The sequence below is a fragment of the Afifella marina DSM 2698 genome, assembly GCF_900102695.1.
Classification (GTDB): domain Bacteria; phylum Pseudomonadota; class Alphaproteobacteria; order Rhizobiales; family Afifellaceae; genus Afifella; species Afifella marina.
This window is the reverse complement of the sequence record NZ_FMVW01000001.1, coordinates 885723-910639: the sequence shown is the minus strand read 5'-3', so window position 1 is coordinate 910639 and position 24917 is coordinate 885723. Positions and strand designations below refer to the sequence as shown.

The following is a 24917-nucleotide window of genomic DNA, read 5'->3' as shown; positions in this document are numbered from 1 at the left end:
CTCTTGGCCGCAGACCTAGAGAGCGGCTCGGATCGTTTCGGTCGGCAGGTAGAGAGATAAAGAGGCGGCGGGAAATTCCACGAAACCGTACTGGGCGTAGAAGCTCGCCGCCGCAACGTCGATAGCGTGCACCACGAGGCCGCGGCAGCCGATGATCGACGACGCTCTCAGCGTGCGCTGCAGGGCATCGCGCAAAAGGCCGCCGCCGAGGCCGCGGCCGGCGAAGCCCCGATCGACGGCAAGCCGGCCGAGCACCATCATCGGCACCGGCTCCGGAGCGTTGCGCCTGAGCTTGGAGGGCAGATCCTGCCGCGTCACCGCGCCGGCCGCGAGGCAGTAATAGGCGATGGTCCGGCTTTCGAGGCAGACGACATAAGTCCGCGCGGTGCGCCCTTCGGCGCGGTGGGCGACATTCTTCAGCCAGGAATCGAGTTCGGAGCGGCCGCACTCGAAGTCGTTCGCCTCATCGTCTGCCGCGATCGGCCGGGGGGCGCACGGCCTCTCCGCCATCGGGGCCTCTCACTTATCCCACGGCGCAGCGCGCGCCATCAGTTCCTTCAGCCTGGCATTCGCTGGCGGCGGGTTGTCGAGGACGTCGCGAAAGGCGTCGAAGGCTTCCGCATCGAGCGAAAAAACGGTCTTGTCGAGAATGACGTCGATCGCCCGCGCCCGCGCCGTCTCAAGAAGAAATTCCGTGCGTGTCTTGCCGCTCGCTGCCGCCGCTCGGTCGATCAGGCTCTTGTCTGATACGGGCAGGCGCAGGTTGATCGTCGTGCTGCTGGGCGCCTTGCGATCCCCGCCTTCCTTTGCGTTTGAACCGGCCATCGATCGCCCCTCGCGGCTTGCCTCGCATGTCGCCTTACCTGGCGCTCATGTCATTACAATGTCAATACACACTCAACGTTGCAGCGAGCTGATCAGGACGAAGCCGACGGCACCGCCGAAGCGGTCGGGCTTCGATGGCATATCCTGCGCCGTCACCACGGATGCCGAGATCAGGCCGACACAGGCGAGTGAGAAAAGAATGCGCGTCATCGTTGCCTCCAGCGTTGAAGCCAGAGGTACCAAGACGGCTTTGAACCCGGCCTGATCCGGCCGTTCAGCTGCTATTCAGATCGATGAAGCGTTTCTGACCGTGCGCGCTGCGAGCGCGGTCCGGCGCGGATCGCCGCCGCCACTAGAATGGCGAGCGTCACCGCGTTGAAGACATGCCAGAAATAATGCGTTCCGATCGGCAGCGCGCCGCAAATCGGCAGATCGGTCATCCGCAGGCTCAGCGACAGCGCGAAAACACCGGCTGCCGCAAGGATCCCGCCTCCGGCAGGATGGCCTTCGCGCCTCAGTAAAAGACCGACGCCGAGCATGGCCAGAAGCGCCGGCGCATAACCGGCCGAGCTCCCGAATAACGGTCGCAACACCGGCTCCACCCCGAAAGAGAAAGCGGCAAAGCCGATCAATCCCACGCCCGTCCATGGCCAGGAGAGCCCGAAAAAGCGGCGAAGAGCGAGACCGAAATAGACATAGATGAAGACCGAGATCGGCACGACGTCGGCCATCACCGACCAGCGATTGGCGAAGGTGTGGAAGAGGAAGGAGCCGATGCCGATGATCGCAACGAGCACAATCAAGAAGAGCGCCGGACCGTCCTCGCCGCCCGCGTGCCGCCAGCGGCGGAAGGCCCAGAGGGCCGCGATCAAAAACGCGATATTGGAGACCGCGTTGAGCGGCTCCGCCCAAAAACTCGGGTCGGTGCGCTCGCAATAGATGTCGATCGGCTCGGTCCAGTTCATCGCGCGAAGCTAATCGGTTCGCGCCAGACGCGAAACGGATTTGGCGAGACGTTCATTTGCAGTACTATCCTGTCAAGATATCATCCTGGCACCGCGATGACGGATAAGATCAATGCCGGACACTGTTGTCAGCCTCGAATTTCTAGCCAGCCAAGTGGGCCACCTGATCGAGGAGACCAGGCATCTGCGGCACGAAGTGGCCGACATTCGTACACTGACGCTCAAAACAAGCGAATTCACGCGCCGCGTCGAGCGTCGTCAGGCGGAATTGCGTGACGATCTGGAAATGTCGATCAAGATGGAGATCGGGGGAACGTCGGCAGCTCTTCAGACATCAATCGAAGGGTCTCTCAGCCGGATCGAAGCGAAGGGTCTCTCAGCCGGATCGAAGCGAAGATTGGCGACCTCGCCGATCGCGTCAAAATGCTGGAAAGCGGAAGATAAAGATATTCGGGCAGCGGCGCACCTTCTGCCTCAACCTGCGCTCTTGACCCGAAAGCCCCACTTAGCGATAAGCGCAGCCATGAACGGCGACAGCGCGCTCTTTAGCGCAATCTGCATCTGCGGGATTATTATCGACTAGCGACAATCGCTGGTCAGGCCGTTCTCGTCTAAAAAATTCCGCCACGAGCAACGCCCGGCCAGCCGGACGGGATACTCATGGCTGAACACGACATGGCTGACGGCGACAAGTCTGAACAGGACAAAGCCTTCCGCGGGCTCAAGCTGCACAACACGCTGACGCGCAGGAAAGAGGATTTCTATCCTCTCGATCCCGACAATGTACGCCTCTATGTCTGCGGGCCGACGGTCTACGACTTTGCCCATATCGGCAATGCGCGCCCCCTCCTCGTCTTCGACGTCTTGTTCCGGCTCCTGCGCCATCTCTATGGCGACGAGCACGTCACCTATGTGCGCAACATCACCGATGTCGACGACAAAATCATCGCGCGCGCTGCGGCCGAATATGGCGAGCTTCCCTTGAACGAAGCGATCCGCAAGGTGACGGAAGTCACCGAGCGCCAGTATCACGAAGATGCGGCCGCCCTTGGCGCCCTGCCGCCGACGCACGAGCCGCGGGCGACGGAAAACATCGAAGAAATGAAGACGATGATCGACGAGCTCATCGCCAAAGGCCACGCTTATGTGGCCGAGGATCATGTGCTCTTCGACGTGTCATCGATGCCCGATTACGGCGCCTTGTCCAACAGGCGCCTCGACGAGATGCGGGCCGGCGCCCGCGTCGAGGTGGAAGCCTATAAGCGCGACCCGATGGACTTCGTACTCTGGAAGCCGTCGGACGACGGGGAACCCGCCTGGCCCTCCCCGGGCGGCGTTGCGAGGCCCGGACGTCCCGGCTGGCACATCGAGTGCTCGGCCATGTCGGCGCGCTATCTCGGCACGACCTTCGACATCCATGGCGGCGGGCTCGACCTCATCTTCCCGCATCATGAGAACGAGATCGCGCAATCGCGCTGCGCCCATGGCAGCGCGGCGATGGCGCGCTTCTGGATGCACAACGGCTATCTGCAGGTGGAAGGCGAGAAGATGTCGAAATCTCTCGGCAATTTCATCACCATCCGCGATGCCGTCAGCGAATGGCCGGGCGAGGCGATCCGCCTGGCCATGCTGACCACGCATTACCGCGCGCCGCTCGATTTCACCCACGACAAGCTCTCGGCGGCCAAGCGCACGCTCGACCGCTGGTACGGGTATCTGGGCGACATCGAGGCCTATTCCGGCGGCCCGAACGCGCTTCTCGACGGCGAGGGCTCCGTCGGCGCCGCCCTCAAGGACGATCTCAACACGCCCGAGGCGATCGCCCTCCTCCACCGCATCGGCGAGGGCGTCGCCGACGATCACGAGGGCGAGGAGAAGGCGCGTTTCAAGGCGGCCCTCAATCTCCTCGGTCTCGGCCGGCTCAGCGAAACCGAATGGAAGAGCTGGCGCCCGAAGACGATGGCGCTCGGCGAAGACGAAATCGCAGAGCGGATCGCCGCACGGGCGGCTGCGAGAGCTGCCAAAAACTGGGCGAAAGCCGACGAAATCCGTGACGACCTCGCAGCCAAGGGCATTCAGCTCAAGGATCAGCGCGATCCGGCAAGCGGCGAGCTCGTGACCAGTTGGGAGATCAAGCGATGAACGATCCGCGCGGGCTCAGAACACTCTATCCGCCGATCTCGCCTTACGCGTCGGGCACGCTCGACGTCGGCGATGGGCATTCCGTCTATTGGGAGATCTCCGGCAATCCCGAAGGCAAACCGGCCGTGTTTCTGCATGGCGGGCCGGGCGGTGGCTGCTCGCCCGCACATCGGCGCCTCTTCGATCCGGAGCGCTACCGCGTTCTCCTCTTTGACCAGCGCGGCTGTGGGCGCTCGCGCCCCCATGCCGAGCTTGAAGCCAACACCACCTGGCATCTCGTGGAGGATATCGAGCGGTTGCGCGCCGTGATGGGCGTGGAGGAGTGGCTTGTCTTCGGCGGCTCCTGGGGCTCGACGCTTGCGCTCGCCTACGCGGAGACGCATCCCGAACGCGTTACCGAACTCGTGCTGCGCGGCATCTTCACCATGCGCAAGAGCGAGATCGACTGGTACTACCAGAAGGGCGCCTCGATGATCTTTCCCGATCGCTGGGAGAAATTCGTCGCGCCCATTGCCGAAGACGAGCGCGACGACTTCGTTGCCGCCTATCGCCGCCGGCTGACGCATGAAGACCGTGCCGTACGGGTCGAAGCAGCGCGCGCCTGGAGCGTATGGGAAGGCTCCACGATCACGCTCCTGCCGGACGAGGCTGGCATTTCGCGCCACGACCAGGCCGATTACGCCCTCGCCTTTTCGCGCATCGAGAACCATTATTTCAGCCATCTCGGCTGGTTCGAGGAAGGCCAGCTGATCCGGGACGCACACAAGCTGAAGAATATTCCGGGCGTCATCGTGCAGGGCCGCTACGACATGGCCTGCCCCGTGCAGACCGCCTGGGAGCTGCATCGCGCCTGGCCGGAAGCGGATTTGAAGATCGTCGAAGGAGCCGGCCACGCTTTTTCCGAGCCTGGCATCCTTCACCACCTCGTCGAAGCGAACGATCGCTTTGCAGAAAAGCTCAGATGATGAGCGACCTCGCCATAAGGGAGGCAGTCGAATGCCCGAAGACACGATGAGCGGCGGTTGCCAATGCGGCAGGGTGCGTTTTCGCGTGACGGGACCGCTCGGGGCCGGCTCCATCTGCCATTGCCGCATGTGCCAGAAGGCTTTTGGCGCCTTTTATGCGCCGCTCGTGGCGGTAAAGCCCGACACGCTTGAATGGACGCGCGGCATGCCGGCCTATTTCCAGAGCTCCAACCATGTGCGGCGCGGGTTCTGCAAGGATTGCGGGACGCCCCTCACCTACGAGGCGCCGGACGGCATCGCGCTCGCCATCGGCGCTTTTGACGAGCCTGCAAAGATTCCGCCCAAGGTGCAGTTCGGTGTCGAGGCGAAGCTTCCTTTCGTCGATCACCTTGCCGGCCTTCCGGGCCATCGCACCGAAAACGATCCCGAAGCTCCGGTCTTTCTCGCCGACATCGTTTCCTATCAACACCCTGATCACGACACGACCAGCTGGCCCCCGGAAGGAGGCGCGCAACAATGACCAAAGAACGGCTCTACCTCTTCGACACGACACTCCGGGACGGCCAGCAGACGCCGGGCATCGATTTTTCGCTTGAGGAAAAGGCAGCCGTCGCGGCCATGCTTGACCGGCTCGGCATCGACTATGTCGAGGGCGGCTATCCGGGCGCCAATCCGGCCGATACGGAGTTCTTCCAGCGCCGACGCACACATCGTGCAGTCTTCACAGCCTTCGGCATGACCAAGCGCGCCGGCCGTTCGGTCGACAACGATCCCGGCATACAGGCTCTCCTGCAGGCGGATTCGGCGGCGATCTGCTTCGTCGCCAAGAGCTGGGACTATCACGTGCGTGTCGCGCTCGGCGCGACCAACGAGGAAAACCTGCAAGGCATCCGCGAGAGCATCGCTGCGGCGAAAGCCGCCGGACGCGAGGCGATGCTCGATTGCGAGCATTTCTTCGACGGCTTTAAGGCGAACCGCGACTACGCGCTCGCCTGCGCCAAGACGGCGCTCGAGGCCGGGGCGCGCTGGATCGTCCTGTGCGACACCAATGGCGGCACCCTGCCTGACGAAATCTCGGAGATCGTCAAGGAGGTGACCTCGGTGGTGCCGGGCGAGAAGCTCGGCATCCATGCCCACAACGACACCGGCAATGCGGTGGCGAATTCGCTTGCGGCCGTCGATGCCGGCGTTCGCCAGATCCAGGGCACGCTGAACGGTGTCGGCGAGCGCTGCGGCAATGCGAGCCTCACCACCTTGATCCCGACCTTGATGCTGAAGCCCGCCTATCACGAGCGCTTCGAGATCGGGGTGACACGCGAAGCGCTCGCCACGCTGACCGACGTATCGCACGCCTTCGATGAAATCCTGAACCGCACGCCCGACCGGCAGGCGCCTTATGTCGGCGCGTCGGCCTTCGCCACCAAGGCGGGCATCCATGCCTCGGCGATCGTCAAGGAGCCGGAAACCTACGAGCATGTGAAGCCCGAGGAGATCGGCAATCGCCGCCGCATGCTGGTCTCCGATCAGGCCGGTCGCTCGAATCTTCTTGCCGAACTCGCCCGGTTCGGCCTCGAGGTCGATCGCAAAGATCCGCGCCTCGACGGCCTCCTCGCCGACATCAAGGCGCGCGAGGCTGCGGGCTACGCCTATGAGGCGGCCGATGCCTCCCTGGAGCTTCTCGCTCGCCGGCGTCTTGGGCACGTGCCGGCCTTCTTCGAAGTGGAAGGTTTTCGCGTCGATGTGGAGCGCCGCTACAACGCCGTCGGCGACCTCGTCACCGTGTCGGAAGCCGTCGTCAAGGTGAAGGTCAACGGCGAGCGACGCATGTCGGTGGAGGAAGGCAACGGTCCCGTGAACGCGCTCGACCGGGCGCTACGAAAGGATCTCGGCGACCTTTCCTCGGCGATCGAGGATCTCGAACTCGTCGACTTCAAGGTGCGTATCCTCAACGGCGGCACGGAGGCCGTGACCCGCGTTCTCATCGAAAGCCGCGACGGGGAAGGCAATCGCTGGTTCACCGTCGGCGTCTCGCCCAACATCATCGACGCCTCTTTCGAAGCGCTTCTCGACGCCGTGGTCTTCAAGCTCGTGAAGACAATGCCGGAAATGCAGGCAGCAGCGGAATAACAAGCGCCGGCGCGGCGGCCATGTCGCCGCGCCGCGTCCTCTCGCCTGCGATCAGGGCGTTGCAGGAGCCGGACCCGGCAGCACCAGATGCAGCATCATGGTGATGGGCGAGGCCGCTCCCATGACGATCGCCGTCGCAAGGCACAACAGGATCCAGACCAGGATCAGCCAGTGCTGCGTGAGCTTCATACGGCGCGCCGACAGCCAGATGGTGAAATTGCCGATCACGCCGACGAGCGTGACAAGATAGGCGAAGAAGAGCTGCAGCCCCGGCCCGGCGAAATCGCCGTAAAGGGTCGCGAGCATCGCAAGCGCCGGTACGATCAAAAGATTGAGGATCAGAAAGCCGCGCCACAACTGGGCGGCATTCGCAAACAACGGCGGTCGCTCGCCCGTTTCGTTCATATCCGCTTCACCTCCTGTTCGATTGCCCCGAAAGCGGATTGGCCGCGCGGATCCACCATCTCGATACGCAGCACATCCCCGTCCGTCAAAAAACGCGTATCGGGATGGCCGTAATCGACGGTTTCCATCATGCGCATCTCGGCGATACAGGCATAGCCGTTGCCACCCCAGGAGATAGGTCTGCCCGCGCCGCGCGCCCGATCGCCGTTCGAAACCGCCCCTGCGCTGATCAACGAGCCGGCCGGAAGGCGCCGTGTGCAGGCGGCATGGGCGATGATCTGTCCGTAATCGAAGGCCATATCGAGCGCGGGGTTCAGATCGCCGAAACGGCGCGTGTTGATGGTGACGAGAAGCCTGCCGGCGAGCTTGCCCCCCTGCCATTGGCGGCCGAATTCATCGGGCGTGACGGCGATCGGCGCAAAGCTTGCCGCCGGCTTCGATTTGAAGAAGCCAAAGCCCTTGGCGATCTCGCTGGGCACGAGATGGCGTAGGGTGATGCCATTGACAAGGACGACCAGCTTGATGTGGCGGAGAGCGTCCGAGGCGCTCACCCCCATCGGCACATCGTCGGTGATGACGGCGAGGCTCGCCTCGAAATCGAGGCCGAAGCCGCCGTCGAGTTCCAGCGCCTTTTCCGGAAGCACAATCGGTTCGCGCGGCGCCAGAAAGTGGCTGGACGAGCCCTGCGAGATCAAGGGATCGACCCAGAAGCTTGCGGGCATCTCCTGCCCGCGACCGCCATGCATGAGCTCAAGATGGCGCGTATAGACGGAGGCTTCCGCCCATTGATAGGCGCGCGGCAGAGGTGCAAGGCAGTTCGCTTCAACGAAGGGCCGCCCCTCGATCTGGCCGATATCGAGCCTGACGGCGAGCGCCCGCAATTGCGGCTCCACCTCCTGCCAGCGATCGAAGGCCTCTTGCAGCGTCCCGGCGATTCCGCCTGCAGGCGTGTAGCGACGGTTGTCGGCGGAGACCACGACAAGGCTACCATCACGGCTGCCGTCATTGAGCGTGGCGAGCCTCATCGTGCGCTATCCCCTTGTCTCTGCGCCAAGTCCGATACCGAGGCCATCACGGTGCGAGGTCAATGCTCGCAACGCAACCGTTTCGGCCCTCTCACATTCCTCATCCCGCACTCTCGCTCGGTGCTGCAGCCACGCGGCCTATCCGTCTCTCCGTCATGTCCCTCGCGAGACGGCGCGACCCCGCACGTCCCGCACCTCATCTAAGCCATTCACGCGCAGTTCAGGTGACTTCTTCTAAGTTTGGCCAATCTTTGAGAATTATAAAACGCTCAAGTAGGTCGGAGACAGGCATTGCGAAAAGCAACCCGTTTGATCGCGGCGTCTTTTGCCGCCGTGGTTCTTGTCGCAGCGGCGGAACCTGCCGCCGCGCTCACCTGCGAGGGCCTCGAAGCTGAGCTTGCGCGGCTGGAAAGCCAGGCGGCCACACCCGATCCGCGCGCGCAGGAATATCGTGAGGCCTGGCAGGAGCAGGCGGCCGTTCTGCAACGGGCAGAAGACCGGGCGGCGGCGGCCGGCTGCCTCGGTGGCGGCTTTCCCTTCGCGCCGGGCCCGGCATCACGCCAATGCGCCGATATGATCGGCCAGATGCAGCGGATGCGTGCCAATCTCGACAGGCTCGAGGCTCTCAGCATGCGCTATGACCGACCGCAGGATCTGCGCCGGGCCGACCGCGTGCGCGAGCTTCTCGTCCGACGTGGTTGCGGCATCGAGCCGTTCATGGCGCGGGAGCCTGCATATCCCGAGCCCGCGCCCGGCATCCCTGAGCCGAATTTTGCGCCGTCTTTCGGAGGCAGCTACCGCACATTGTGTGTGCGCCGCTGCGACGGCTATTACTTCCCGATCAGCTTCGCCACGACGGCCGAGCGTTTCGCGCAGGACGAGGCCGCCTGCCAGTCCATGTGTCCGGGTGGCGATGCGGAGCTCTATTATCAGCCAAGCGGCGACGACAATCCGGCCAATATGATGTCCTTGTCGGGCGAGCCTTACGCGGCCCTGCCCAATGCGTTCGAGTATCGCAAGGAAGTGAGCGCCGCCTGTTCGTGCCGGAACGGCGACAGCAATTTCTCCATCATCGCGACGCCACGCCCCGACGCGGCGCCTGGCGCGCAACCGCAGATGTCGCGGCCCGAGAGCCTGCCGCAGGCACGTCCGGACGCCCCCGATATCGCAACCTTGCGCGGCCCGTCTGCCCCCACCGCGGCAGAGCCGTCCGAGGACGGCAACGACACGCCCGCTGCGGCAACGGAAGAAACCGTGCCCTCAGGACCGGACACGACGGCGCAGACGCCATCCGAAAACGAGGAAAGTGCAGGCAGCACCGCCTCGGAGCCGGGAAACGGCGACACGAATGAGACGGCCGCAAAGACCACTCCCACACCGGACGAAGATCTCTCCAGCTCAGGCTCCGGCAAGGCCGCAACCGGCAAGAGCGACGAGGCTACGGGGTCTCAGTCCCGGAGCAAGGTGCGCATAGTCGGGCCAGTGTATTGGGGCGGCCCAAAAAAGGAAGGAGTTCTCGTAGCTCCGGTCCAGAAGTAGCGCCCGTCAGGGCGCGGCGGAGCGGCAGGAAGAGACCTTTGCCGCGGCGGCCGGTCTTCTCCTTCACGGCCTGTGTCCAGGTTCCCCAGGTCGTCTCGTCGAAGGGTTCCTCGGGCAGCAGTTCGGCCGCTTGCCGCAGGAAGTCCGCATCCTCCGGCTCGATCGCCGGCTCGATCGGATCCCGCACCACGCGCCACCAGAAGGCGGCATCGGCGAGCTTTTCGATATTGCCCTGGACGGCATGCCAGAAGGTCTCGCCACCCCTGACGCCCGCCTCCTCCAGCCGTTCGGCGACGGCCTCGTACGGCAGATGCGCGAGGATGCGCGAATTGAGGTTCTTCAACTCCCCGACCGAGAAGCGCGCCGGGGCGCGGTTCACCTTCGTCGGATCGAAAAGCTCCACGAGCTCGGCAAGACCGTTCACCGGCTGCACCGACTGGCCGGTGCCGATGAGGCTCGCATAGGCGGCAAGCGCCGCCGCTTCGATGCCATCGCGACGGAGAGCGGCCAGCGACAGAGATTCGTAGCGTTTGGAAAAGCCCTCGCCCGCCTCCGTCTGCAACAGATTGTGGTGACCGAAGGCCGGCGGCGTCGCCTGAAGCGCCTCGAAGAGCGCAAGCTGCACGCCGGTATTCGTCACATGGTCGTCGCCGCGCAGGACATGGGTGACGCCCATGTCGCGATCGTCGACCACGGAAGGCAGCGTATAGAGAAACGAACCGTCACCGCGCACGAGCACGGGATCGGACAAAGACGCAAGGTCGACGGATTGCGGGCCACGGAAGACGTCGTCCCAGCTCCGCTCGGTCCGCACCGTCGCAAAGGGGTCATCGGAGAAATTCGGCAAAAGGAAGCGCCAATGCGGCTCTCTGCCCTCCGCCTCGAGCGCAGCCCTTTCCTCCTCGGTCAGCTTCAGGGCTCGGCGGTCGTAGACCGGAGGCAGGCCGCGGCCGAGCCGGCGTTTTCTTTGCCGCTCCAGCTCTTCCGGCGTCTCGTAACAGGGATAAAGCAGTCCGGCGGCCTTCAGGGCTGCGGCCGCCTCTTCATACGATGCCAGCCTCAGCGACTGGCGTTCGATGCGGTCCGGCGAAATCCCGAGCCAGGCGAGATCTTCCTCGATCGCATCGGCAAATTCGCGCGTCGAGCGCGCCTCGTCGGTGTCATCGAAGCGCAGGATGAACCTTCCGCCCTGTTTCTGGGCGAAGAACCAATTGTAGAGCGCAGTGCGGGCATTGCCGGCATGAATGCGGCCCGTCGGCGACGGCGCGAAACGAACGATCGGAGAAGCCATGGCGAGGGGACTTAGCTTTTCGTCTGCCACGGCGCAATCGCGACGAAAGCTGTTCTGACCTGCAAAGGGCGTCGAAGACTATTCCGCATCCTCGTAGGAGCGCTTCGGCCCTTCGATCGCGAGGCGGTCTTTATCCGTCTCATCGTCATGCTTCGAACGACGACGCGCCTCTTTCATGCGTTCGCGGATTTCCAGCATCGCGCGGATCCGCTCGACCCGGTCGATCCTCGATCCCGTCACCTTCATGTCGCCCGACATTTTCGTCTCCTGGTCACGCCGCCCCGGCCCTCGGGCTTGCGGGCGGAAGGGCGATGACGAAGCAAACGATACAGGCTGAAGATAGATCTGAGCCTGCCGTTGCACCGTAATCGTGGAAGCTTGTGCGAGGCTTGCAGCAACCGCTGCGGGACCACAGCGACCTTGCTTTATCCACCAGCCGTTTTGAGCTTGAACAATTCAAGATAGGGTGAGTTGTCACTGCTGCACGGGCATTATCTCGACAAAGTTGCAGAGCGAGAGGAGATCAGACGATGTGGAGCCGTAGCCTATGTCTTGCCGCAGGCATCCTCGCCGCCACGTCCTCGGCCTCTTTCGCCGATGATTGCACCGACCCGAAGGCGCCCTGCCCGGTCGACGAGAGCCTCGACATGACCGGCATCGACAATCCCGCCGAGGCGCGCGACTTCCTGAGCCATTTGCAGGAGGCGACACGATCTGACGATCGTGACGCGCTTGCCGACATGATGCGCTACCCGCTTCATGTCTACGGGCCCGACGGTGCCCAGACCTATGCCGATCGCGACGCGTTTCTCGTCGCCTTCGACGACATTTTCACGGCGGGCGTGCGTTCGGCGATCGAAGATGCCAGCTACGGCGCGCTCTTCGTCCGCGATCAGGGCGCGATGATCGGCAATGGCGAAGTCTGGTTCGACAAAAGCGACGGAAAAATTCTCGTCAAGACCATCAACCCCCCGGGCTGACCCGAGGCGAGCCCTCACACCGCGTCGCGCCAGCCATTGACGATCGGATAGCGCCGGTCCCGGCCGAAATTCTTCGGTGAGATTTTGACGCCCGGAGCCGCCTGCCGCCTTTTGTATTCGGCGACATAGAGAAGCTTCTGCACACGCTTCACCGTATCGGCCTCGTAGCCCTTTTCGATGAGTTCGGCGGCGCTTTCCTCGCGCTCCACCAGGCCCTGCAGAATGCCGTCGAGGATCTCATAAGGGGGAAGCGAATCCTGATCCTTCTGCCCTTCGCGCAACTCCGCCGTCGGGGCCTTGTCGATGATGTTCTCCGGAATGACGACGCCCTCCGGCCCGAGCAGACCGTCGGGGCGGTTGTCATTGCGCCAGCGCGACAGGCGATAGACCTCCGTCTTGTAGAGATCCTTGATCGGGTTGAAGCCGCCGTTCATGTCGCCATAGAGGGTCGCATAGCCGACGGACATTTCCGACTTGTTGCCGGTCGTCACGACCATGGAGCCGAACTTGTTGGAGATCGCCATCAACAGCGTGCCGCGCACGCGCGACTGGATATTTTCTTCCGTCACGTCGGACGGATGGCCGGCGAACAATTCCTCCAGCATCCGGTCAAAGCCCTCGACCGCCTCGGCGATCGGCACGATGTCGTAGCGAACGCCAAGCGCCTCGGCGCATTCCTTGGCGTCCTTGAGGCTCTCCGACGAAGTGTAGCGGTAGGGCATCATCACGCAATGCACGCGCTCCGGCCCCAGCGCATCGACGGCAATCGCGGCACAGATCGCGGAATCGATGCCGCCGGAAAGACCCAGCACCACGCCCGGAAAACGGTTCTTGGTGACGTAATCCCTGAGGCCCAGAACGCAGGCGCGCCAATCGGCCGTCATCTGATCCGACAGCCGCGCCATCGGGCCTTCACGGCAGGTCCAGCCCGCGTCGCTGCGCTCCCAGACGGTAAGCGCCACAGCCTCCTCGAACTGCGACATCTGGAAAGCGAGCCGGCGATCTTGCTCGAAGCCGAACGAACCGCCATCGAAGACGAGCTCGTCCTGGCCGCCGATCTGGTTCAGATAGATCATCGGCAGGCCGGTCTCGACGACGCGCTCCAGCGCCACCTGCATGCGCACATCCGGCTTGACCCGCTCGTAAGGCGAGCCGTTCGGCACGATGAGAAGCTCAGCGCCGGTCTCGGCCAGACATTCCGTCACCTCGTCGGTCCAGATGTCCTCGCAGATCGGCACGCCGAGGCGCACACCGCGAAAACCGATCGGACCGGGCAGCGGACCCGCATCGAAGACCCGCTTTTCGTCGAAGACAGCGTAATTGGGCAGGTCTGCCTTATGGCGCAGGCCGATCAATTCGCCGCCATCGGCGAGTGCCACGGAATTATAAAGCTTGCCGTTGTCGCGGTAGGGAAGCCCGATGAGAAGTCCGGGACCGCCGTCCGCCGTGACAGCCACGAGTTCGTCGAGTGCCTCCAGGCAGGCGTCCTGGAAGGCACGGCGAAGCACCAGGTCCTCCGGTGGATAGCCGGAGAGGAAGAGCTCGCTGTAGACGATGAGATCGGCGCCCGCTTTCGCAGCTTCGGCGCGCGCCTTCAGCGCCTTCTTCAGGTTGCCGGAAACGTCGCCCACGATCGGGTTGAGCTGCGCAAGGGCGATGCGCAGGGTGTCGGTGGTCATGAAGCCCCTCTCCTTCTGACCCGTGTCAGTTAATCCGGCGGAGCTTCAGCAGCAATGGCTGAAACGGTTGGGATGGTCAGGAGCCGAGCGGACGCATCCCGCATCGGCCGGGAGCGTGGCGGAGGTCGGCAGGATCAGCGCAGCCAGCCGAAGCGCTCGACGATGGCGACAACCCAGATGAGCCCGCCAAGGGAGAGTGCGAAAAACACGGCAGCGGACGCGATGTCCTTGGTCACGCGGATCGCTTCGTGATGCTCCGGCGTCACGTGGTTGCACAGGCGTTCGATCGCCGTGTTGAGAAGCTCGACCGTCAGGATGAAGAACAGCGAGCCGACCATGGCGAGCCAGATCCAAGGGTTGCTGGCGATGAAGAAGGAGAGCGGCACGCCGATCGCGAGCACAGCCATCTCCTGCTGCACGGCCGCCTCGGTACCGATCGCGTTCTTCAAGCCGCGCATGGAGTTCGAGGATGCCGACACGATCCGCTTCAGGCCCCCCTGTCCGGGAAGGGCGGCCTGGCGTTTTCGGTTTCCGGCGACGGAATCGCGGGCCTGTCTCGGCGTCTCGTTCACGGGCATCTCATCTCGGCTATGTCGACTACCCGCGTTAATCGCGACCGTCGAACTGGGGTTCCTCGGGAGCTATCTGGTAATAGTCGCCCTTCTCCGCCACAAAAACATGCGCCTCGGTGGTGAGACCCGTCTTGCCGTCGAGCGCTCCGGCAGAAAAAGCCACGTCTTCACGGCCCTTTCCTTCAAAGAAGAGAAGCGAGCCGCACAATTCGCAGAAGCCACGGCGCGCCTCCGCCGTCGCCTGATACCAGCGCACATATTCCGTGCCGACGATGTCCATGTCGGCCTTCCTGGCCGCACTCGTCGCCCAGAAATGTCCCGATTGCTTGCGGCACTGAGTACAGTGGCACGAGACGACCTGGCGCACTTCTCCGGAGACGGAGAAGCGCACCGCGCCGCACAGGCAGCTGCCGGAAAGCTCGGTCATTCAGGCCGAAGCGCGCTGACGCGCTTCGCGGCTCACCCGATCCTTACGGAGCAATTCGGCAATCAGGAAAGCGAGCTCCAGCGCCTGATCGGCGTTGAGACGCGGATCGCAATGCGTGTGGTAGCGGTCGGAGAGATGTTCCACCTCCACCGGGCGCGCACCACCAAGGCATTCCGTCACGTTCTTGCCGGTCATCTCGATATGCACGCCGCCGGCATGGCTTCCTTCCGCCGCGTGGATGGCAAAGAAGCTCTCCACCTCGCCCAGGATCGAGCTGAAGGGGCGCGTCTTGTAGCCGTTCGCCGCTTTCACCGTGTTGCCGTGCATCGGGTCGCACGACCACACGACTTTGCGGCCCTCGCGCTCCACCTTGCGGATGAGCTTCGGCAGGTACTTGTCGATCTCTTCCGACCCGAAGCGGGTGATGAGGGTGAGTCGGCCCGCCTCGTTCGTCGGGTTCAGGATATCGATGAGCCGCAACAGGCCGTCGGCATCGAGCGAGGGGCCGCATTTCAAACCGATCGGGTTCTTCACGCCCCGGCAGAATTCCATATGCGCATGATCCGGCTGGCGCGTGCGATCGCCGATCCACAGCATATGGCCTGATGTCGCGTACCAGTCGCCGGAGGTGGAATCGACACGCGTCAGCGCCTGCTCGTAACCCAAGAGCAGCGCCTCGTGGCTGGTGAAGAAATCCGTCTGGCGCAGCGAAGGCGTCGATTCCGCGTCGAGCCCGATCGCGTGCATGAAGCCGAGCGTCTCGCTGATCTGATCGGCGAGCGCCTGGTAGCGGGACGCCTGCGGGCTGTCCTGGATGAAGCCCAGCATCCACTGATGCACATGCTCCAGATTGGCGAAGCCGCCCTGGGCGAAGGCGCGCAGAAGATTGAGCGTCGCGGCCGACTGCCGGTACGCCATTTCAAGGCGCATCGGATCCGGCTGGCGCACGGAATCCTCAAATTCGATGCCGTTGATGATGTCGCCGCGATAGGTCGGCAGCTCCACATCTCCCTGCTTCTCCGTCGGCGCGGAGCGCGGCTTGGCGAACTGGCCGGCAATGCGGCCGACCTTCACCACCGGCGAGCGGCCGGCGAAGGTCAGAACCACGGCCATCTGCAGGAAGACGCGGAAGAAATCGCGAATGTTGTCGGCGCCGTGCTCGGCAAAGCTTTCCGCGCAATCGCCGCCCTGCAAGAGAAAAGCGCGTCCCTCGGCCACTTCGCCGAGATGCCGCTTCAGCTTGCGGGCTTCGCCTGCAAAAACGAGCGGCGGATAGGCAGCAAGGCGGCCCTCGACACTGGCGAGAAGCTCAGGATCCGGATAATCCGGCACCTGCTCGATCGGCCGGGATCTCCAGCTCGACGGCGTCCACTTCGTTTCCATCGCACCAACTTTCAAAAAGACGGCCCATATGGCCGGAACCCCGGTCCTCGTAACCGGCGGCAGTTCGCCGCAACGCTATCGCCCCTTCGGCCTTGAGCGTCAACCCAAGCGATCGCGACCCGCGACGCCGATACGCGGTATAACGTATTGGTTGTGCTTGCGCAGCGGCCGGCGAGCCCGCACAATCCAAGGATGGATCGCGACGAACCACGCTTCACCATCGGTATCGAGGAGGAATACCTCCTCGTCGACAAGACGAGTCGCGATTTGTGCGTCGATCCGCCGGCGGAACTTCTTGCCGCTTGCCAGGAAACTCACGGCAATTCGGTGGCGCCGGAATTTCTGCGTTGCCAGATCGAAGTCGGCACGCCCGTCTGCGCCGATCTTCCGGCCGCACGCGCCGCCCTTGCCGAGCTTCGTGGCACGATCGCCGAGGAGGCCGACAAATACGGCCTCGCCCCGATGGCGGCCTCCACACACCCCTTCGCCCAATGGCGGGACCAGCGCGCCACCGACAAGCCGCGCTACCGGGAAATCGCCGAAAGTCTGCAGGTCGTCGGCCGGCGGCTCATCATCTGCGGCATGCATGTGCATGTGGGCGTCGAGGACGACGAGCTGCGCATGGACCTGCACAACCAGCTCGCCTATTTCCTGCCGCATCTTCTGTGCCTCTCCACCTCCTCGCCCTTCTGGCAAGGGCGCAAGGCGGGGCTCAAATCCTTCCGCCTCACCGTTTTCGATGCTTTGCCACGGTCCGGCCCGCCGGAGCGTTTTTCGTCTTTCGGCGAGTTCGAACGCTTCGTCTCGGTTCTGACGGGCGCCGGCGTCATCGAGGATGCGACCAAGATCTGGTGGGACCTGCGCCCGTCGGTGCGCTTTCCGACGATCGAGATGCGGATCACCGATGTGTGCACCCGCCTCGACGATGCCATTGCGATCGCCGCCACTTTCCGCTGCCTCGCCCGCATGCTCTGGCGTTTGAGGCGCAAGAACCAGCGCTGGCGGCATTATCCGATGGCACTCATTGCGGAAAACCGCTGGATCGCGCAGCGCCACGGCGCGGCCGGGGACCTCATCGATTTCGGCCGAGGCGCCGTCGTTCCGTTCGTCGATCTCGTCGGCGAGCTGATCGATCTGATCGCCGAAGATGCCGACCATTTCGGCTGCACGTCGGAGGTGGAGCGCATCCGTGCCATCGCCTCGGGCGGCACCAGCGCCGACAAGCAGATCGCCACCTACGAAAAGGCTCTGAAAGACGGGGCCAGCGAAGACGAGGCGCTGAAGGCCGTCGTCGACCATCTCGTGGCCGAAACACTGGTCGGCTGCCGCCCGGCACGTCCTGGCGACAAGAAACCCGAAATGTCGGTCATGCCGCGACCAAATCTCTGAACGCGTGCCGGCATCAAGCCGGCTTTATCGTGAAAAGCCGAGACCTCACGAACGGCTTCGGCAGGCCGCCGATAGCAGCGATTGCCGGTCTCGCTCGCCTCTCACCCTTTCGCCCCCGGGCTCATCCTCTCCATGACGGAGAGGCGTGCGCACCGGAGGCGATCTTTTCCGCTAGAAGAGTGTCAGCCCGTCACCGCAACGGCGTCTGCTGGTGCTGCACGAGCTTCCATCTGTGGTCGTGGCAGCGATAGGTGGAGCTGCAATAGGCCCGGTACGGCGTGTCACCGTCACGATGGCCCTCCGCCTTGTAGGCGAGCACCAACGTATCGGCGTCGGGGCGGGCGATCTTGCAATCGGCGAAGTCGACCGAAGACCAACGCGGTGCGTGGCGCAGGGCATCGCGCGTTTCCATCGCGGGCATCACGCCCATACCCGGAAACACCATCAGGCATTCGTCGTCCATAAGAGCGTCGAAGGCCTCCGACCCTTCCAGCCAGAAACGTTTCTCGCCGGACCAGACTTTTCCATCGTCCATCATTGGCTATGCCTCCCAGGTTTCGGCCGGCTCTTATGGCCAGCTCTCCGCATCACCTTCTATACAGAAGATCCTCCAAACATAGAAGTTCTTCTATGTGTATAACACTAAAGCGAGATCTTCGTTGCACCGGCGGCGGCGATGGCTTCGTCGACGAGCGCATGTTCGCGCTCATCCAAAGCGAGTGCGCGCGGATAGCGCGGGGCGGTGCGGTCATCGAGGATCGGCACCTGCCAATCCGCCGTCGTCTCCAGGAAATGCGCGATTCCCGCCTCGCCGTAGACGGCATGAAAGCCCGACAGCACCACGTCGAGATAAGACAGCATGATCGGATTGTCGGCGTCGCCCGGCCGCCCATACTCTTCGTGGCCGACATAAAGATGCGGGTCGGGCCACCCCGCTGGTCGGCCGGCAAGCCAGGTCACCGCCGCCTCGGCGGGTGCCACCACGGCGTATTGCGCCTCTCGTCGGTCGAGCGCCGGGCGCTCCTGATGCGGCAAAGCCACGATCGCACCCCAGATCTCGCAATCCGGGTCGGGCACTACGGTCAGGGTGCAACGGCCGCCATAACTTGAGGCGCCGGAATGCCGCCAGGCCCGTCGCCAGCCAAGGAGCTTGCCGGGCACGGCGACGACCTCCGCGGTCAACGTGGCGGCATTGACGAGTGAGCCGTAGCCGAAACAGGTGAACACAGCGCCTCTCCTCTGTCGAACAATGAGAAACAGTCGGAGAAATTAATATAGGCAAGAGAAAGCGACCGTCTCGACGATGCGGCCATTCCCCTTTAGGTCGCGATAAAGATACGGACCGCATGCTCTCGGCGACTTCCCGCATATCCGAGGCAGCAACAAGGACAACCCATGGCCCAATCCGTCGGACGGTGGACGATCTTCGTCTGCCTGTCGCGCGTCTTCCTCTATGCCAGCTTTATGACCGGCGCCGCCTCGATCCCGGTGTTGCAGGGCGCCTGGGGCATTTCGGCCACCCGTGCCGGTGCCGTGGTCTCCGCCTTTACGCTGTCCTATTCCGTCTCGCTCTTCCTCTTCGCCTGGGCCTCCGATTATTTCGGCGCCAAACGCATGGTGCAGGTCTCGGCGGTTGCGACCGGCATCACCTCGCTCGCCTTCGGCCTCTTTGCCCGCGACTGGTCGAGTGCCATCGTGCTCTACGCCCTCAACGGGCTCGCTCAGGGCGGCATCTATACGCCGCTGGTCATGGTGTTTTCGGAGATGTCGACAGACCGACGTCGCGGCACGGCGATGGGCTGGCTCATCGGATCGACGTCCGTCGGGTATGCCTTCTCACTCGCTCTGACGGGGGTCGCGCTCTCGCTCGGCGGCTGGCAGGTCGCCTTCATCGTCTGCGGCGCGACGCCGGCGATCGGCGCCGTCCTCATTCTCCTGCTTCTCAGAGAAACGTCGAACACCATCCACAAACGGCCGAAGGGCGAAGGCCTCTTCGATGCCATCTGGCGGGCGCGCGAAACCCGGCTTCTGACCGCCGGTTACGTCTTCCATTGCTGGGAACTTCTCGGCGGCTGGGCATGGATGCCGGCGCTTCTCGCCGCCGCCTTCGCGCTGTCGGGCCACGGCATCGGGCTCGCCAGCGGGCAGAGCGCCATGCTGATCGCGGCGATGCACCTTCTCGCCTCCGGCGCCACCTTCTCCATGGGCGGCCTCTCCGACCGTCTCGGCCGCAAGAGTGTGCTCGTCGGCGTCGCAGCGCTCTCGACCGCGCTCTCCTTTTCGATCGGCTGGCTCGTCGCCGCGCCGCTCGCAATCCTGATCACGCTCGCCATGATGCAGGCAGTAACATCGATCGCCGATTCCCCGGTGCTGACTGTCGCGCTCACGGAGACGACGACGCCCGGCATTCTCGGAAAGGTGCTGGCCGTTCGCTCCCTCCTCGGCTTCGGCGCGGGCGCCGTTGCGCCGATGGCCGCCGGAAGCGTGCTCGATCTGGCGCGCGGCCAGGCGCTCTCCCTGCCGACCTCCTGGGGCCTCACCTTCTCGCTTCTCGGCCTCGGCGGCCTGTTGGCTACCTGGAGCGCGGTGCGGCTCAGGCTGCGCAGCTGAGGACATCACCGGCGGCCCAACTCGCCATGGCTCCCCCGTCAACGATCGCATCAATGCTTTTCGAGCACCCAGGACATTTCGCGCCAGTTGAAGGAAACCGAGCCCCGCTGCATGATCGACCGCGGCGGCAGCCCTGAGGGGTGGGGTTCCCATGGATTTGCACGACTGGATCATCTTCGCCGCTACGGTCCTGGGCGTCTCCCTGGTTCCCGGGCCAAGCACACTTGTCGCGTTTGCCCACGGGGCGGCGCATGGGTGGCTACGCTCCATATCGACGGCGTTCGGTAACGCCCTGGCGTCGACGCTTCAGGCGACCGCCGCCTCCGTCGGGCTCGGACTTCTGATTACCAGCTCGGGCAGCCTCCTCCTCGTTCTCAAATACGCGGGAGCGGCCTATCTCATCTATGTCGGCGTTCAGATCTGGCGCAGCGCATCCCGCCGGCTTCACGTTCACGCCGACGCTGATCGGTGCAAATCGGCCCGTCGGAAACTCTTCTTGAGCGGCTTTACCGTGGCCATCAGCAATCCCAAGGCGATCGCCTTCTTCACAGCCTTGTTTCCTCAGTTTCTTTCGCTTGAGGGGAACAGCTTCGCGCAGCTTGGCGGAATGGTCGCGGTTGTTGCGTTCGTCGCGTTTTCCGTTGCGCTGTTTTACGGCTGCGTTGGAGCATGGGTGCAGGGCCTCGAACTCTCCAGGAAGGTGATGAGCCGCATTCATAAGACGACCGGCGGCCTGTTTGTGGCGAGTGGCGTTGGCCTCGCCCTCTCCCGGAACAGCTAGGCCGCAGACTTACAAAGTAAGAAGTTGCGTGGGTTTGCGCCCTCTTCGATACGCCGACGCCGGCTTCACGAATCGAGATAGCCGAAGCCCGGCTCTGCCGCCTCGAAGGAAATATCCATGGCGTAGAAGGGCGAAAACCAGAGCGGCACATGGCCATACCAGAGCGACAACTGGCTTTCGGCTTCCTCTTCTCCCGCCTTGTTAACACTTGCGAGATAATAGGCGGAGGCGATGCCGCTGCGGTCGGCGCCGCTCATGCAATGGACGAGCGTCGGTCCGTCCAGCCCGGCGAGGAGCGACACGAGCCCCGAGGTCTCTTCACCCGACAGGACGCGTTTTGCCGAGATCCTGTAATCGATGAGGCGAAGCCCGAGGCGAGCTGCTGCCGCCTTCTCCGCCTCGTACCAGGGGGCGCCGGGATTGGCGCCGCGCAGGTTCACGATCGTCGTCAGCCCGTAGCGCTGCTTCCATTCCGCCAGAAGCTCCGGCGTCGGCTGCGCCGAGCGATAAAGGCTCCCGGCCTTCACCACATGAAAATTGTCGTTGAGATAGGTGTAGCCGGCGTAACTGCCTGCGCCTCCCAAGAGGAGGACCGAAAGCCCGAGGCAAAAAACGCCCAGGCGCCGACCCCAGGCGCCCCTCAGGCGAAGTTTCGGCAATCTCGTCATCCCGCCTTCGCCCTCCCCGGCCGTCGCAATCCCCGCAGTTTTGTGCGCGGTCTTCCGTTCCATGCTGCCGTCCATCGATGTCGATGGCGTTCTTATGTCACTTGCCTGAAGCGGAGCTTACGGCGAACGAGACGGGAAGATGGGATCGGCGTGCTCTTACGCGGCCTCGACCACTTCGCCTTTGCGCACCGTGTAGGAGGGCTTGTACATCGTCACGAGCTCTTCCGCCGCGGTCGGATGCACGGCCATGGTGCGGTCGAAATCGGATTTCGTCACACCCATTTTGACGGAAACGCCCAAAAGCTGTGCCATCTCGCCGGCATCCGGGCCGAGCACGTGCGCGCCCAGGACCTTGTCGGTGTCGGCATCGACCACGAGCTTCATCAGCATACGTTCGGAGCGTCCCGACAGCGTGTTCTTCAGGGGCCGGAAGACCGACTTATAAATCGCCAGATTGTCGATGTCGCAGCGGGCCTGGTCTTCCGTCATGCCGACGGTGCCGAGCTCCGGCTGCGAGAAGACGGCCGTGGCTACGCTGCCGTAATCGGGTTTTGTCGGGCGGCCGCAGAAGACCGTATCGACGAAGCACATCGCCTCGTGGATGGCGACCGGCGTCAATTGCATGCGGTCGGTCACATCGCCGATCGCCCAGACATATTCGACATTGGTCTTCGAATATTCGTCGACGCAAATCGACCCGCGCTTGTCCTGGCGGATACCGAGCTTTTCAAGCCCAAGCCCCTCGGTGTTCGGCAGGCGGCCGACGGCGAGCATGATCTGTTCGGCGTCGTAACAATCGCCCCCCAGAAAAGTCCCGCGCAGCCAGCCATCGCTCTTTCGCTCGATGCGGCCGAGCACGTCCTGGCAGCGGATATGGATGCCCTTGTTCTCGTATTCCGCATGCAGAAGGCGCCTCAGATCCATATCGAAGCGCTGCAGGATCTCCTTGCCGCGATAGAGGATAGTCGTCTCCACGCCCAAGGTGGCAAAGATCCCGGCAAATTCCACCGCGATGTAGCCGCCGCCAGCGATGACGACCTTCTCCGGCAGCTTTTCAAGTTCAAAAGCCTCGTCGGAGGTGATGCAGAGCTCATGCCCGTGCAGCGCCCTGTGCGGATTGGGCCTGCCGCCGGTAGAGATCAAAATCCGTTCAGCCGAGACCGTGGTGCCGGTGCGCTTCAGCTCAATCTCATGACCGCCGGCGAGAACCGCGCGGTCATTTATCAGTTCGACGCCCGATTTTTCGAGATTGCTGCGATAGACGCCTTCAAGGCGGGCGATCTCGCGGTCCTTGTTGGCAATCAGCGTGGGCCAGTCGAAGCTCGCCTTGTCGTAAGACCAGCCGTAACCGACGGCGTCTTCGAAGGCCTCACCGAATTGCGAGGCATAGACCAGAAACTTCTTCGGGATGCAGCCGCGGATGACACAGGTGCCACCGACGCGGCTTTCCTCCGCGACGGCCACGCGTGCGCCGGCTTCGGACGCGCGGCGGGCCGCGCGGACCCCGCCTGAGCCGGCTCCGATCACGAAAAGGTCGTAGTCGTAGCGCCGCTCAGTCATCGCAAATCCCGTTTGTTTTCCTGGTCGGTCGGCGAGCGTCCTCGCCGCATCCGCTCACGCGTACCAGCGCACGCGTGTCGCTTCACGCGTCTCCGCTCATTGCGGAGTCGTCTCGCCCTGCAGGCTCTTCGCCTCGTTCTTGGAGATTTCCTGCAGCTTCTGCGTCGAACGGCGCAGCATCTCGTCGCCGATCTCCTTGGCCCAGGCCTGGCTCACGGAAACCTGAGCGCTCAAAAGGCCGACGAGCGTGCCGGTGAATTTCTCGCCCGTATCCGTTTCAAAGAAGGTGAGAAGATCGTTGAGCTCGCCTTCGGTGAAATTGATCGCCCAAATCCGCGCCAGCCGCTTCTCAAGCTCCGCGCGGCGGTCGACCATATCGAGCGCCACCTGGTCGACGATCTCGATGATGCCGAGCTGCATCTGCGGATTGGAGCGGATGAGCGTCATCTTCGCCTGGTCTGCGACCTCGGGAAGGATCTCGTCGAAGCTGCGCGACAGATCGGAGGCCGACAGGACCTTGCGGGCAAGCTCCATCTGCGCATCCGAAGGTTCGGCCGGCGCGCCGGTCGCCGGGGCCGGGTTCGCGTCCTGGGCTGCAGCGGGAGAAACTGGGACCACCGCCCCGAGCAGCAGCAGGCAAAGCGCGGAAAGCCGAAACATGAAGAACTCCTGATGTGTGACGGCGCGTTGGATGCCGTCGATAACGGAAAAGCCGGGCGACGTCACGCCCGCATCACGCGCGGGTGAGCCTCTTAACACCCTCGGGCGTGGCAATCAGCGCCGTCTCGGCCAGGTCGAGAAAGAGCCCGTGCTCCACGACGCCGGGGATCTCCGACAGGCCGCGCGCGAGCGCCTCTGGATCAGGAATGAGGCCAAAAGATGCATCGATGATGACATGGCCTTCGTCGGTTGCAAAAAGCTCTCCGCCGCGTATGCGCCAGGCGAGTTCTGCGCTGAGGCCAAGCTCCGAAATCAGCTCCGCAACGGCCCTTTCGCTCGCCTTTTTGCCGAAGCGCACGACCTCGATCGGCAGAGGAAAAGCCCCGAGATTTTCGACATGCTTGCCGGCATCGGCGATGACGAGCATGCGCGCGGAGGCGGCTGCCACGATCTTCTCACGCAACAGCGCGCCGCCGCCGCCCTTGATCAGGGCAAGATCCGGGCCGATCTCATCGGCGCCGTCGACGGTGAGATCGAGCCGGTCGATCTCGTCGAGGGAGGTGAGCGCAATCCCCTCGTCCTGCGCCAGTTTGGCTGTCGCCTCCGATGTCGGCACGCCGACGACATTCACGCCGGCGCGAACCTTCTCGCCCAGAAGTTTTACGAACCAGCTCGCCGTCGACCCCGTGCCGAGGCCGAGCTTCATGCCGTCCTCGACAAACTCAATGGCCGCCTCGGCCGCCTGGCGTTTCAGATCATCCGTCATTGTTGCCCCGCCTGCCGCTTATCTTCAAAGCGCGTTCAGTCCGCCGCGCCGTTATTGGATCCTGTCGTGCGACCCGTTTGCGCCAGAGCCTATCGGATGACAACCCACGGCCTCAAGCGATCAACCTCAAGCGAGGAGCCTGCGGGGCGCCGCAGCAC

Annotated in this window: 28 protein-coding genes; 10 read left to right on the top strand and 18 right to left on the bottom strand. The window is 63.6% G+C overall.

The genetic code is table 11. The features are described 5' to 3' along the window. Positions 1 to 15 precede the first annotated feature (15 nt). From BLP76_RS04275 to BLP76_RS04265, 4 genes are all read right to left on the bottom strand, one after another. Positions 16 to 510, bottom strand: a complete 495-nt coding sequence (locus BLP76_RS04275; RefSeq protein WP_092809828.1) for a GNAT family N-acetyltransferase — start codon at positions 508 to 510, stop codon at positions 16 to 18. A 9-nt stretch (positions 511 to 519) separates the two neighbouring features. Beyond that, positions 520 to 825: a type II toxin-antitoxin system TacA family antitoxin gene (locus BLP76_RS04270; RefSeq protein WP_092809826.1), complete on the bottom strand. Its 306-nt coding sequence runs from the start codon at positions 823 to 825 to the stop codon at positions 520 to 522. A 72-nt stretch (positions 826 to 897) separates the two neighbouring features. Then, positions 898 to 1035, bottom strand: coding sequence for a hypothetical protein (locus BLP76_RS18730; RefSeq protein ID WP_170130385.1), 138 nt, complete (start codon positions 1033 to 1035; stop codon positions 898 to 900). Between the two features lie 71 nt (positions 1036 to 1106). Continuing rightward, the gene (locus BLP76_RS04265; protein ID WP_092809824.1) at positions 1107 to 1790 is read right to left on the bottom strand and encodes a ceramidase domain-containing protein; all 684 of its coding nucleotides are present in this window, start codon (positions 1788 to 1790) and stop codon (positions 1107 to 1109) included. A 112-nt stretch (positions 1791 to 1902) separates the two neighbouring features. Here BLP76_RS04265 and BLP76_RS04260 point away from each other — a divergent pair, with 112 nt between their 5' ends. From BLP76_RS04260 to cimA, 5 genes are all read left to right on the top strand, one after another. Next, positions 1903 to 2373, top strand: a complete 471-nt coding sequence (locus tag BLP76_RS04260) for a hypothetical protein (protein WP_092809822.1) — start codon at positions 1903 to 1905, stop codon at positions 2371 to 2373. 77 nt (positions 2374 to 2450) lie between these two features. Then, positions 2451 to 3932: a cysteine--tRNA ligase gene (cysS, locus tag BLP76_RS04255; protein ID WP_244514409.1), complete on the top strand. Its 1482-nt coding sequence runs from the start codon at positions 2451 to 2453 to the stop codon at positions 3930 to 3932. Then, positions 3929 to 4897, top strand: a complete 969-nt coding sequence (gene pip, locus BLP76_RS04250; RefSeq protein WP_092809818.1) for a prolyl aminopeptidase — start codon at positions 3929 to 3931, stop codon at positions 4895 to 4897. Before cysS ends, pip begins: the two co-directional genes overlap by 4 nt. A 31-nt stretch (positions 4898 to 4928) precedes the next feature. Beyond that, positions 4929 to 5417 (top strand): GFA family protein, encoded by a 489-nt coding sequence (locus tag BLP76_RS04245; protein WP_092809816.1) that lies wholly within the window; start codon positions 4929 to 4931, stop codon positions 5415 to 5417. Further along, the gene (gene cimA / locus BLP76_RS04240) at positions 5414 to 7024 is read left to right on the top strand and encodes a citramalate synthase (RefSeq protein WP_092809814.1); all 1611 of its coding nucleotides are present in this window, start codon (positions 5414 to 5416) and stop codon (positions 7022 to 7024) included. The genes BLP76_RS04245 and cimA overlap by 4 nt, the downstream gene beginning before the upstream one ends. 51 nt (positions 7025 to 7075) lie before the next feature. Here the strand turns inward: cimA and BLP76_RS04235 are convergent, their stop codons facing one another. Both BLP76_RS04235 and BLP76_RS04230 read right to left on the bottom strand, forming a co-directional pair. Continuing rightward, a complete protein-coding gene (locus tag BLP76_RS04235; RefSeq protein WP_092809812.1) occupies positions 7076 to 7429 on the bottom strand; it encodes a hypothetical protein in 354 nt (117 codons plus the stop codon). After that, the gene (locus BLP76_RS04230) at positions 7426 to 8454 is read right to left on the bottom strand and encodes a fumarylacetoacetate hydrolase family protein (RefSeq protein ID WP_092809809.1); all 1029 of its coding nucleotides are present in this window, start codon (positions 8452 to 8454) and stop codon (positions 7426 to 7428) included. The genes BLP76_RS04235 and BLP76_RS04230 overlap by 4 nt, the downstream gene beginning before the upstream one ends. Before the next feature lie 291 nt (positions 8455 to 8745). Between BLP76_RS04230 and BLP76_RS04225 the strand changes: the two genes are divergently transcribed. After that, on the top strand, positions 8746 to 9993 hold the full coding sequence (locus tag BLP76_RS04225) for a DUF2865 domain-containing protein (protein WP_139163683.1): 1248 nt from the start codon (positions 8746 to 8748) through the stop codon (positions 9991 to 9993). On the opposite strand, the gene BLP76_RS04220 is transcribed toward BLP76_RS04225, so the two are convergent. Beyond that, a complete protein-coding gene (locus tag BLP76_RS04220) occupies positions 9893 to 11284 on the bottom strand; it encodes a glutamate--tRNA ligase (protein ID WP_092809805.1) in 1392 nt (463 codons plus the stop codon). The two genes, BLP76_RS04225 and BLP76_RS04220, sit on opposite strands and share 101 nt — an antisense overlap. 78 nt (positions 11285 to 11362) lie before the next feature. Next, positions 11363 to 11542, bottom strand: a complete 180-nt coding sequence (locus BLP76_RS04215) for a hypothetical protein (RefSeq protein WP_092809803.1) — start codon at positions 11540 to 11542, stop codon at positions 11363 to 11365. A gap of 272 nt (positions 11543 to 11814) precedes the next feature. On the opposite strand from BLP76_RS04215, the gene BLP76_RS04210 reads away from it, so the two are divergent. Continuing rightward, positions 11815 to 12264 carry a hypothetical protein gene (locus tag BLP76_RS04210; protein ID WP_092809801.1) on the top strand — a complete coding sequence of 150 codons (450 nt, stop codon included), beginning with the start codon at positions 11815 to 11817 and terminating at the stop codon, positions 12262 to 12264. A 14-nt stretch (positions 12265 to 12278) separates the two neighbouring features. Here the strand turns inward: BLP76_RS04210 and BLP76_RS04205 are convergent, their stop codons facing one another. The 4 genes from BLP76_RS04205 to BLP76_RS04190 form a co-directional block, all read right to left on the bottom strand. Beyond that, complete coding sequence (locus BLP76_RS04205) at positions 12279 to 13943, bottom strand: NAD+ synthase (protein ID WP_092809799.1); 1665 nt, start codon at positions 13941 to 13943, stop codon at positions 12279 to 12281. A 134-nt stretch (positions 13944 to 14077) separates the two neighbouring features. Then, on the bottom strand, positions 14078 to 14515 hold the full coding sequence (locus BLP76_RS04200; protein ID WP_170130386.1) for a diacylglycerol kinase: 438 nt from the start codon (positions 14513 to 14515) through the stop codon (positions 14078 to 14080). Between the two features lie 34 nt (positions 14516 to 14549). Then, the gene (locus BLP76_RS04195) at positions 14550 to 14942 is read right to left on the bottom strand and encodes a GFA family protein (protein WP_092809795.1); all 393 of its coding nucleotides are present in this window, start codon (positions 14940 to 14942) and stop codon (positions 14550 to 14552) included. After that, the gene (locus tag BLP76_RS04190) at positions 14943 to 16325 is read right to left on the bottom strand and encodes a class II 3-deoxy-7-phosphoheptulonate synthase (RefSeq protein WP_092809793.1); all 1383 of its coding nucleotides are present in this window, start codon (positions 16323 to 16325) and stop codon (positions 14943 to 14945) included. Positions 16326 to 16517: 192 nt separating this feature from the next. On the opposite strand from BLP76_RS04190, the gene BLP76_RS04185 reads away from it, so the two are divergent. Then, positions 16518 to 17714, top strand: coding sequence for a carboxylate-amine ligase (locus BLP76_RS04185; RefSeq protein WP_092809791.1), 1197 nt, complete (start codon positions 16518 to 16520; stop codon positions 17712 to 17714). A gap of 190 nt (positions 17715 to 17904) precedes the next feature. On the opposite strand, the gene BLP76_RS04180 is transcribed toward BLP76_RS04185, so the two are convergent. Both BLP76_RS04180 and BLP76_RS04175 read right to left on the bottom strand, forming a co-directional pair. Then, positions 17905 to 18252, bottom strand: a complete 348-nt coding sequence (locus BLP76_RS04180; RefSeq protein ID WP_092809789.1) for a DUF4440 domain-containing protein — start codon at positions 18250 to 18252, stop codon at positions 17905 to 17907. A gap of 104 nt (positions 18253 to 18356) precedes the next feature. Next, a complete protein-coding gene (locus BLP76_RS04175) occupies positions 18357 to 18941 on the bottom strand; it encodes a gamma-glutamylcyclotransferase family protein (protein WP_092809787.1) in 585 nt (194 codons plus the stop codon). Between the two features lie 168 nt (positions 18942 to 19109). On the opposite strand from BLP76_RS04175, the gene BLP76_RS04170 reads away from it, so the two are divergent. Together BLP76_RS04170 and BLP76_RS04165 are read left to right on the top strand one after the other, a co-directional pair. Beyond that, entirely contained in the window at positions 19110 to 20324 is a 1215-nt protein-coding gene (locus tag BLP76_RS04170; protein WP_092809785.1) for an MFS transporter, read from the top strand. Between the two features lie 151 nt (positions 20325 to 20475). Then, on the top strand, positions 20476 to 21105 hold the full coding sequence (locus BLP76_RS04165; RefSeq protein ID WP_092809783.1) for a LysE family translocator: 630 nt from the start codon (positions 20476 to 20478) through the stop codon (positions 21103 to 21105). A gap of 65 nt (positions 21106 to 21170) precedes the next feature. Here the strand turns inward: BLP76_RS04165 and BLP76_RS04160 are convergent, their stop codons facing one another. The 4 genes from BLP76_RS04160 to rpiA form a co-directional block, all read right to left on the bottom strand. Beyond that, positions 21171 to 21836, bottom strand: a complete 666-nt coding sequence (locus BLP76_RS04160; RefSeq protein ID WP_170130387.1) for a tyrosine-protein phosphatase — start codon at positions 21834 to 21836, stop codon at positions 21171 to 21173. A gap of 93 nt (positions 21837 to 21929) precedes the next feature. Further along, on the bottom strand, positions 21930 to 23333 hold the full coding sequence (gor, locus tag BLP76_RS04155) for a glutathione-disulfide reductase (RefSeq protein WP_092809779.1): 1404 nt from the start codon (positions 23331 to 23333) through the stop codon (positions 21930 to 21932). 96 nt (positions 23334 to 23429) lie between these two features. Then, the gene (locus tag BLP76_RS04150) at positions 23430 to 23993 is read right to left on the bottom strand and encodes a DUF2059 domain-containing protein (RefSeq protein WP_139163682.1); all 564 of its coding nucleotides are present in this window, start codon (positions 23991 to 23993) and stop codon (positions 23430 to 23432) included. Positions 23994 to 24066: 73 nt separating this feature from the next. Next, a complete protein-coding gene (gene rpiA, locus BLP76_RS04145; protein WP_092809775.1) occupies positions 24067 to 24759 on the bottom strand; it encodes a ribose-5-phosphate isomerase RpiA in 693 nt (230 codons plus the stop codon). Positions 24760 to 24917: the final 158 nt, after the last annotated feature.

Excerpts from the sequence above, each read along its gene's own strand:
- BLP76_RS04180 (WP_092809789.1), bottom strand. The coding sequence starts at position 18,252 with ATGATGGACGATGGAAAAGTCTGGTCCGGCGAGAAACGTTTCTGGCTG.
- gor (WP_092809779.1), bottom strand. The coding sequence starts at position 23,333 with ATGACTGAGCGGCGCTACGACTACGACCTTTTCGTGATCGGAGCCGGC.
- BLP76_RS04220 (WP_092809805.1), bottom strand. The coding sequence starts at position 11,284 with ATGGCTTCTCCGATCGTTCGTTTCGCGCCGTCGCCGACGGGCCGCATT.
- BLP76_RS04230 (WP_092809809.1), bottom strand. The coding sequence starts at position 8,454 with ATGAGGCTCGCCACGCTCAATGACGGCAGCCGTGATGGTAGCCTTGTC.
- BLP76_RS04205 (WP_092809799.1), bottom strand. The coding sequence starts at position 13,943 with ATGACCACCGACACCCTGCGCATCGCCCTTGCGCAGCTCAACCCGATC.
- BLP76_RS04265 (WP_092809824.1), bottom strand. The coding sequence starts at position 1,790 with ATGAACTGGACCGAGCCGATCGACATCTATTGCGAGCGCACCGACCCG.
- BLP76_RS04195 (WP_092809795.1), bottom strand. The coding sequence starts at position 14,942 with ATGACCGAGCTTTCCGGCAGCTGCCTGTGCGGCGCGGTGCGCTTCTCC.
- BLP76_RS04245 (WP_092809816.1), top strand. The coding sequence starts at position 4,929 with ATGCCCGAAGACACGATGAGCGGCGGTTGCCAATGCGGCAGGGTGCGT.
- BLP76_RS04210 (WP_092809801.1), top strand. The coding sequence starts at position 11,815 with ATGTGGAGCCGTAGCCTATGTCTTGCCGCAGGCATCCTCGCCGCCACG.
- cimA (WP_092809814.1), top strand. The coding sequence starts at position 5,414 with ATGACCAAAGAACGGCTCTACCTCTTCGACACGACACTCCGGGACGGC.
- BLP76_RS04215 (WP_092809803.1), bottom strand. The coding sequence starts at position 11,542 with ATGTCGGGCGACATGAAGGTGACGGGATCGAGGATCGACCGGGTCGAG.
- pip (WP_092809818.1), top strand. The coding sequence starts at position 3,929 with ATGAACGATCCGCGCGGGCTCAGAACACTCTATCCGCCGATCTCGCCT.
- BLP76_RS04160 (WP_170130387.1), bottom strand. The coding sequence starts at position 21,836 with ATGGAACGGAAGACCGCGCACAAAACTGCGGGGATTGCGACGGCCGGG.
- BLP76_RS04275 (WP_092809828.1), bottom strand. The coding sequence starts at position 510 with ATGGCGGAGAGGCCGTGCGCCCCCCGGCCGATCGCGGCAGACGATGAG.
- BLP76_RS04260 (WP_092809822.1), top strand. The coding sequence starts at position 1,903 with ATGCCGGACACTGTTGTCAGCCTCGAATTTCTAGCCAGCCAAGTGGGC.
- rpiA (WP_092809775.1), bottom strand. The coding sequence starts at position 24,759 with ATGACGGATGATCTGAAACGCCAGGCGGCCGAGGCGGCCATTGAGTTT.
- BLP76_RS04170 (WP_092809785.1), top strand. The coding sequence starts at position 19,110 with ATGGCCCAATCCGTCGGACGGTGGACGATCTTCGTCTGCCTGTCGCGC.
- cysS (WP_244514409.1), top strand. The coding sequence starts at position 2,451 with ATGGCTGAACACGACATGGCTGACGGCGACAAGTCTGAACAGGACAAA.
- BLP76_RS04150 (WP_139163682.1), bottom strand. The coding sequence starts at position 23,993 with ATGTTTCGGCTTTCCGCGCTTTGCCTGCTGCTGCTCGGGGCGGTGGTC.
- BLP76_RS04270 (WP_092809826.1), bottom strand. The coding sequence starts at position 825 with ATGGCCGGTTCAAACGCAAAGGAAGGCGGGGATCGCAAGGCGCCCAGC.
- BLP76_RS04190 (WP_092809793.1), bottom strand. The coding sequence starts at position 16,325 with ATGGAAACGAAGTGGACGCCGTCGAGCTGGAGATCCCGGCCGATCGAG.
- BLP76_RS04165 (WP_092809783.1), top strand. The coding sequence starts at position 20,476 with ATGGATTTGCACGACTGGATCATCTTCGCCGCTACGGTCCTGGGCGTC.
- BLP76_RS18730 (WP_170130385.1), bottom strand. The coding sequence starts at position 1,035 with ATGACGCGCATTCTTTTCTCACTCGCCTGTGTCGGCCTGATCTCGGCA.
- BLP76_RS04235 (WP_092809812.1), bottom strand. The coding sequence starts at position 7,429 with ATGAACGAAACGGGCGAGCGACCGCCGTTGTTTGCGAATGCCGCCCAG.
- BLP76_RS04185 (WP_092809791.1), top strand. The coding sequence starts at position 16,518 with ATGGATCGCGACGAACCACGCTTCACCATCGGTATCGAGGAGGAATAC.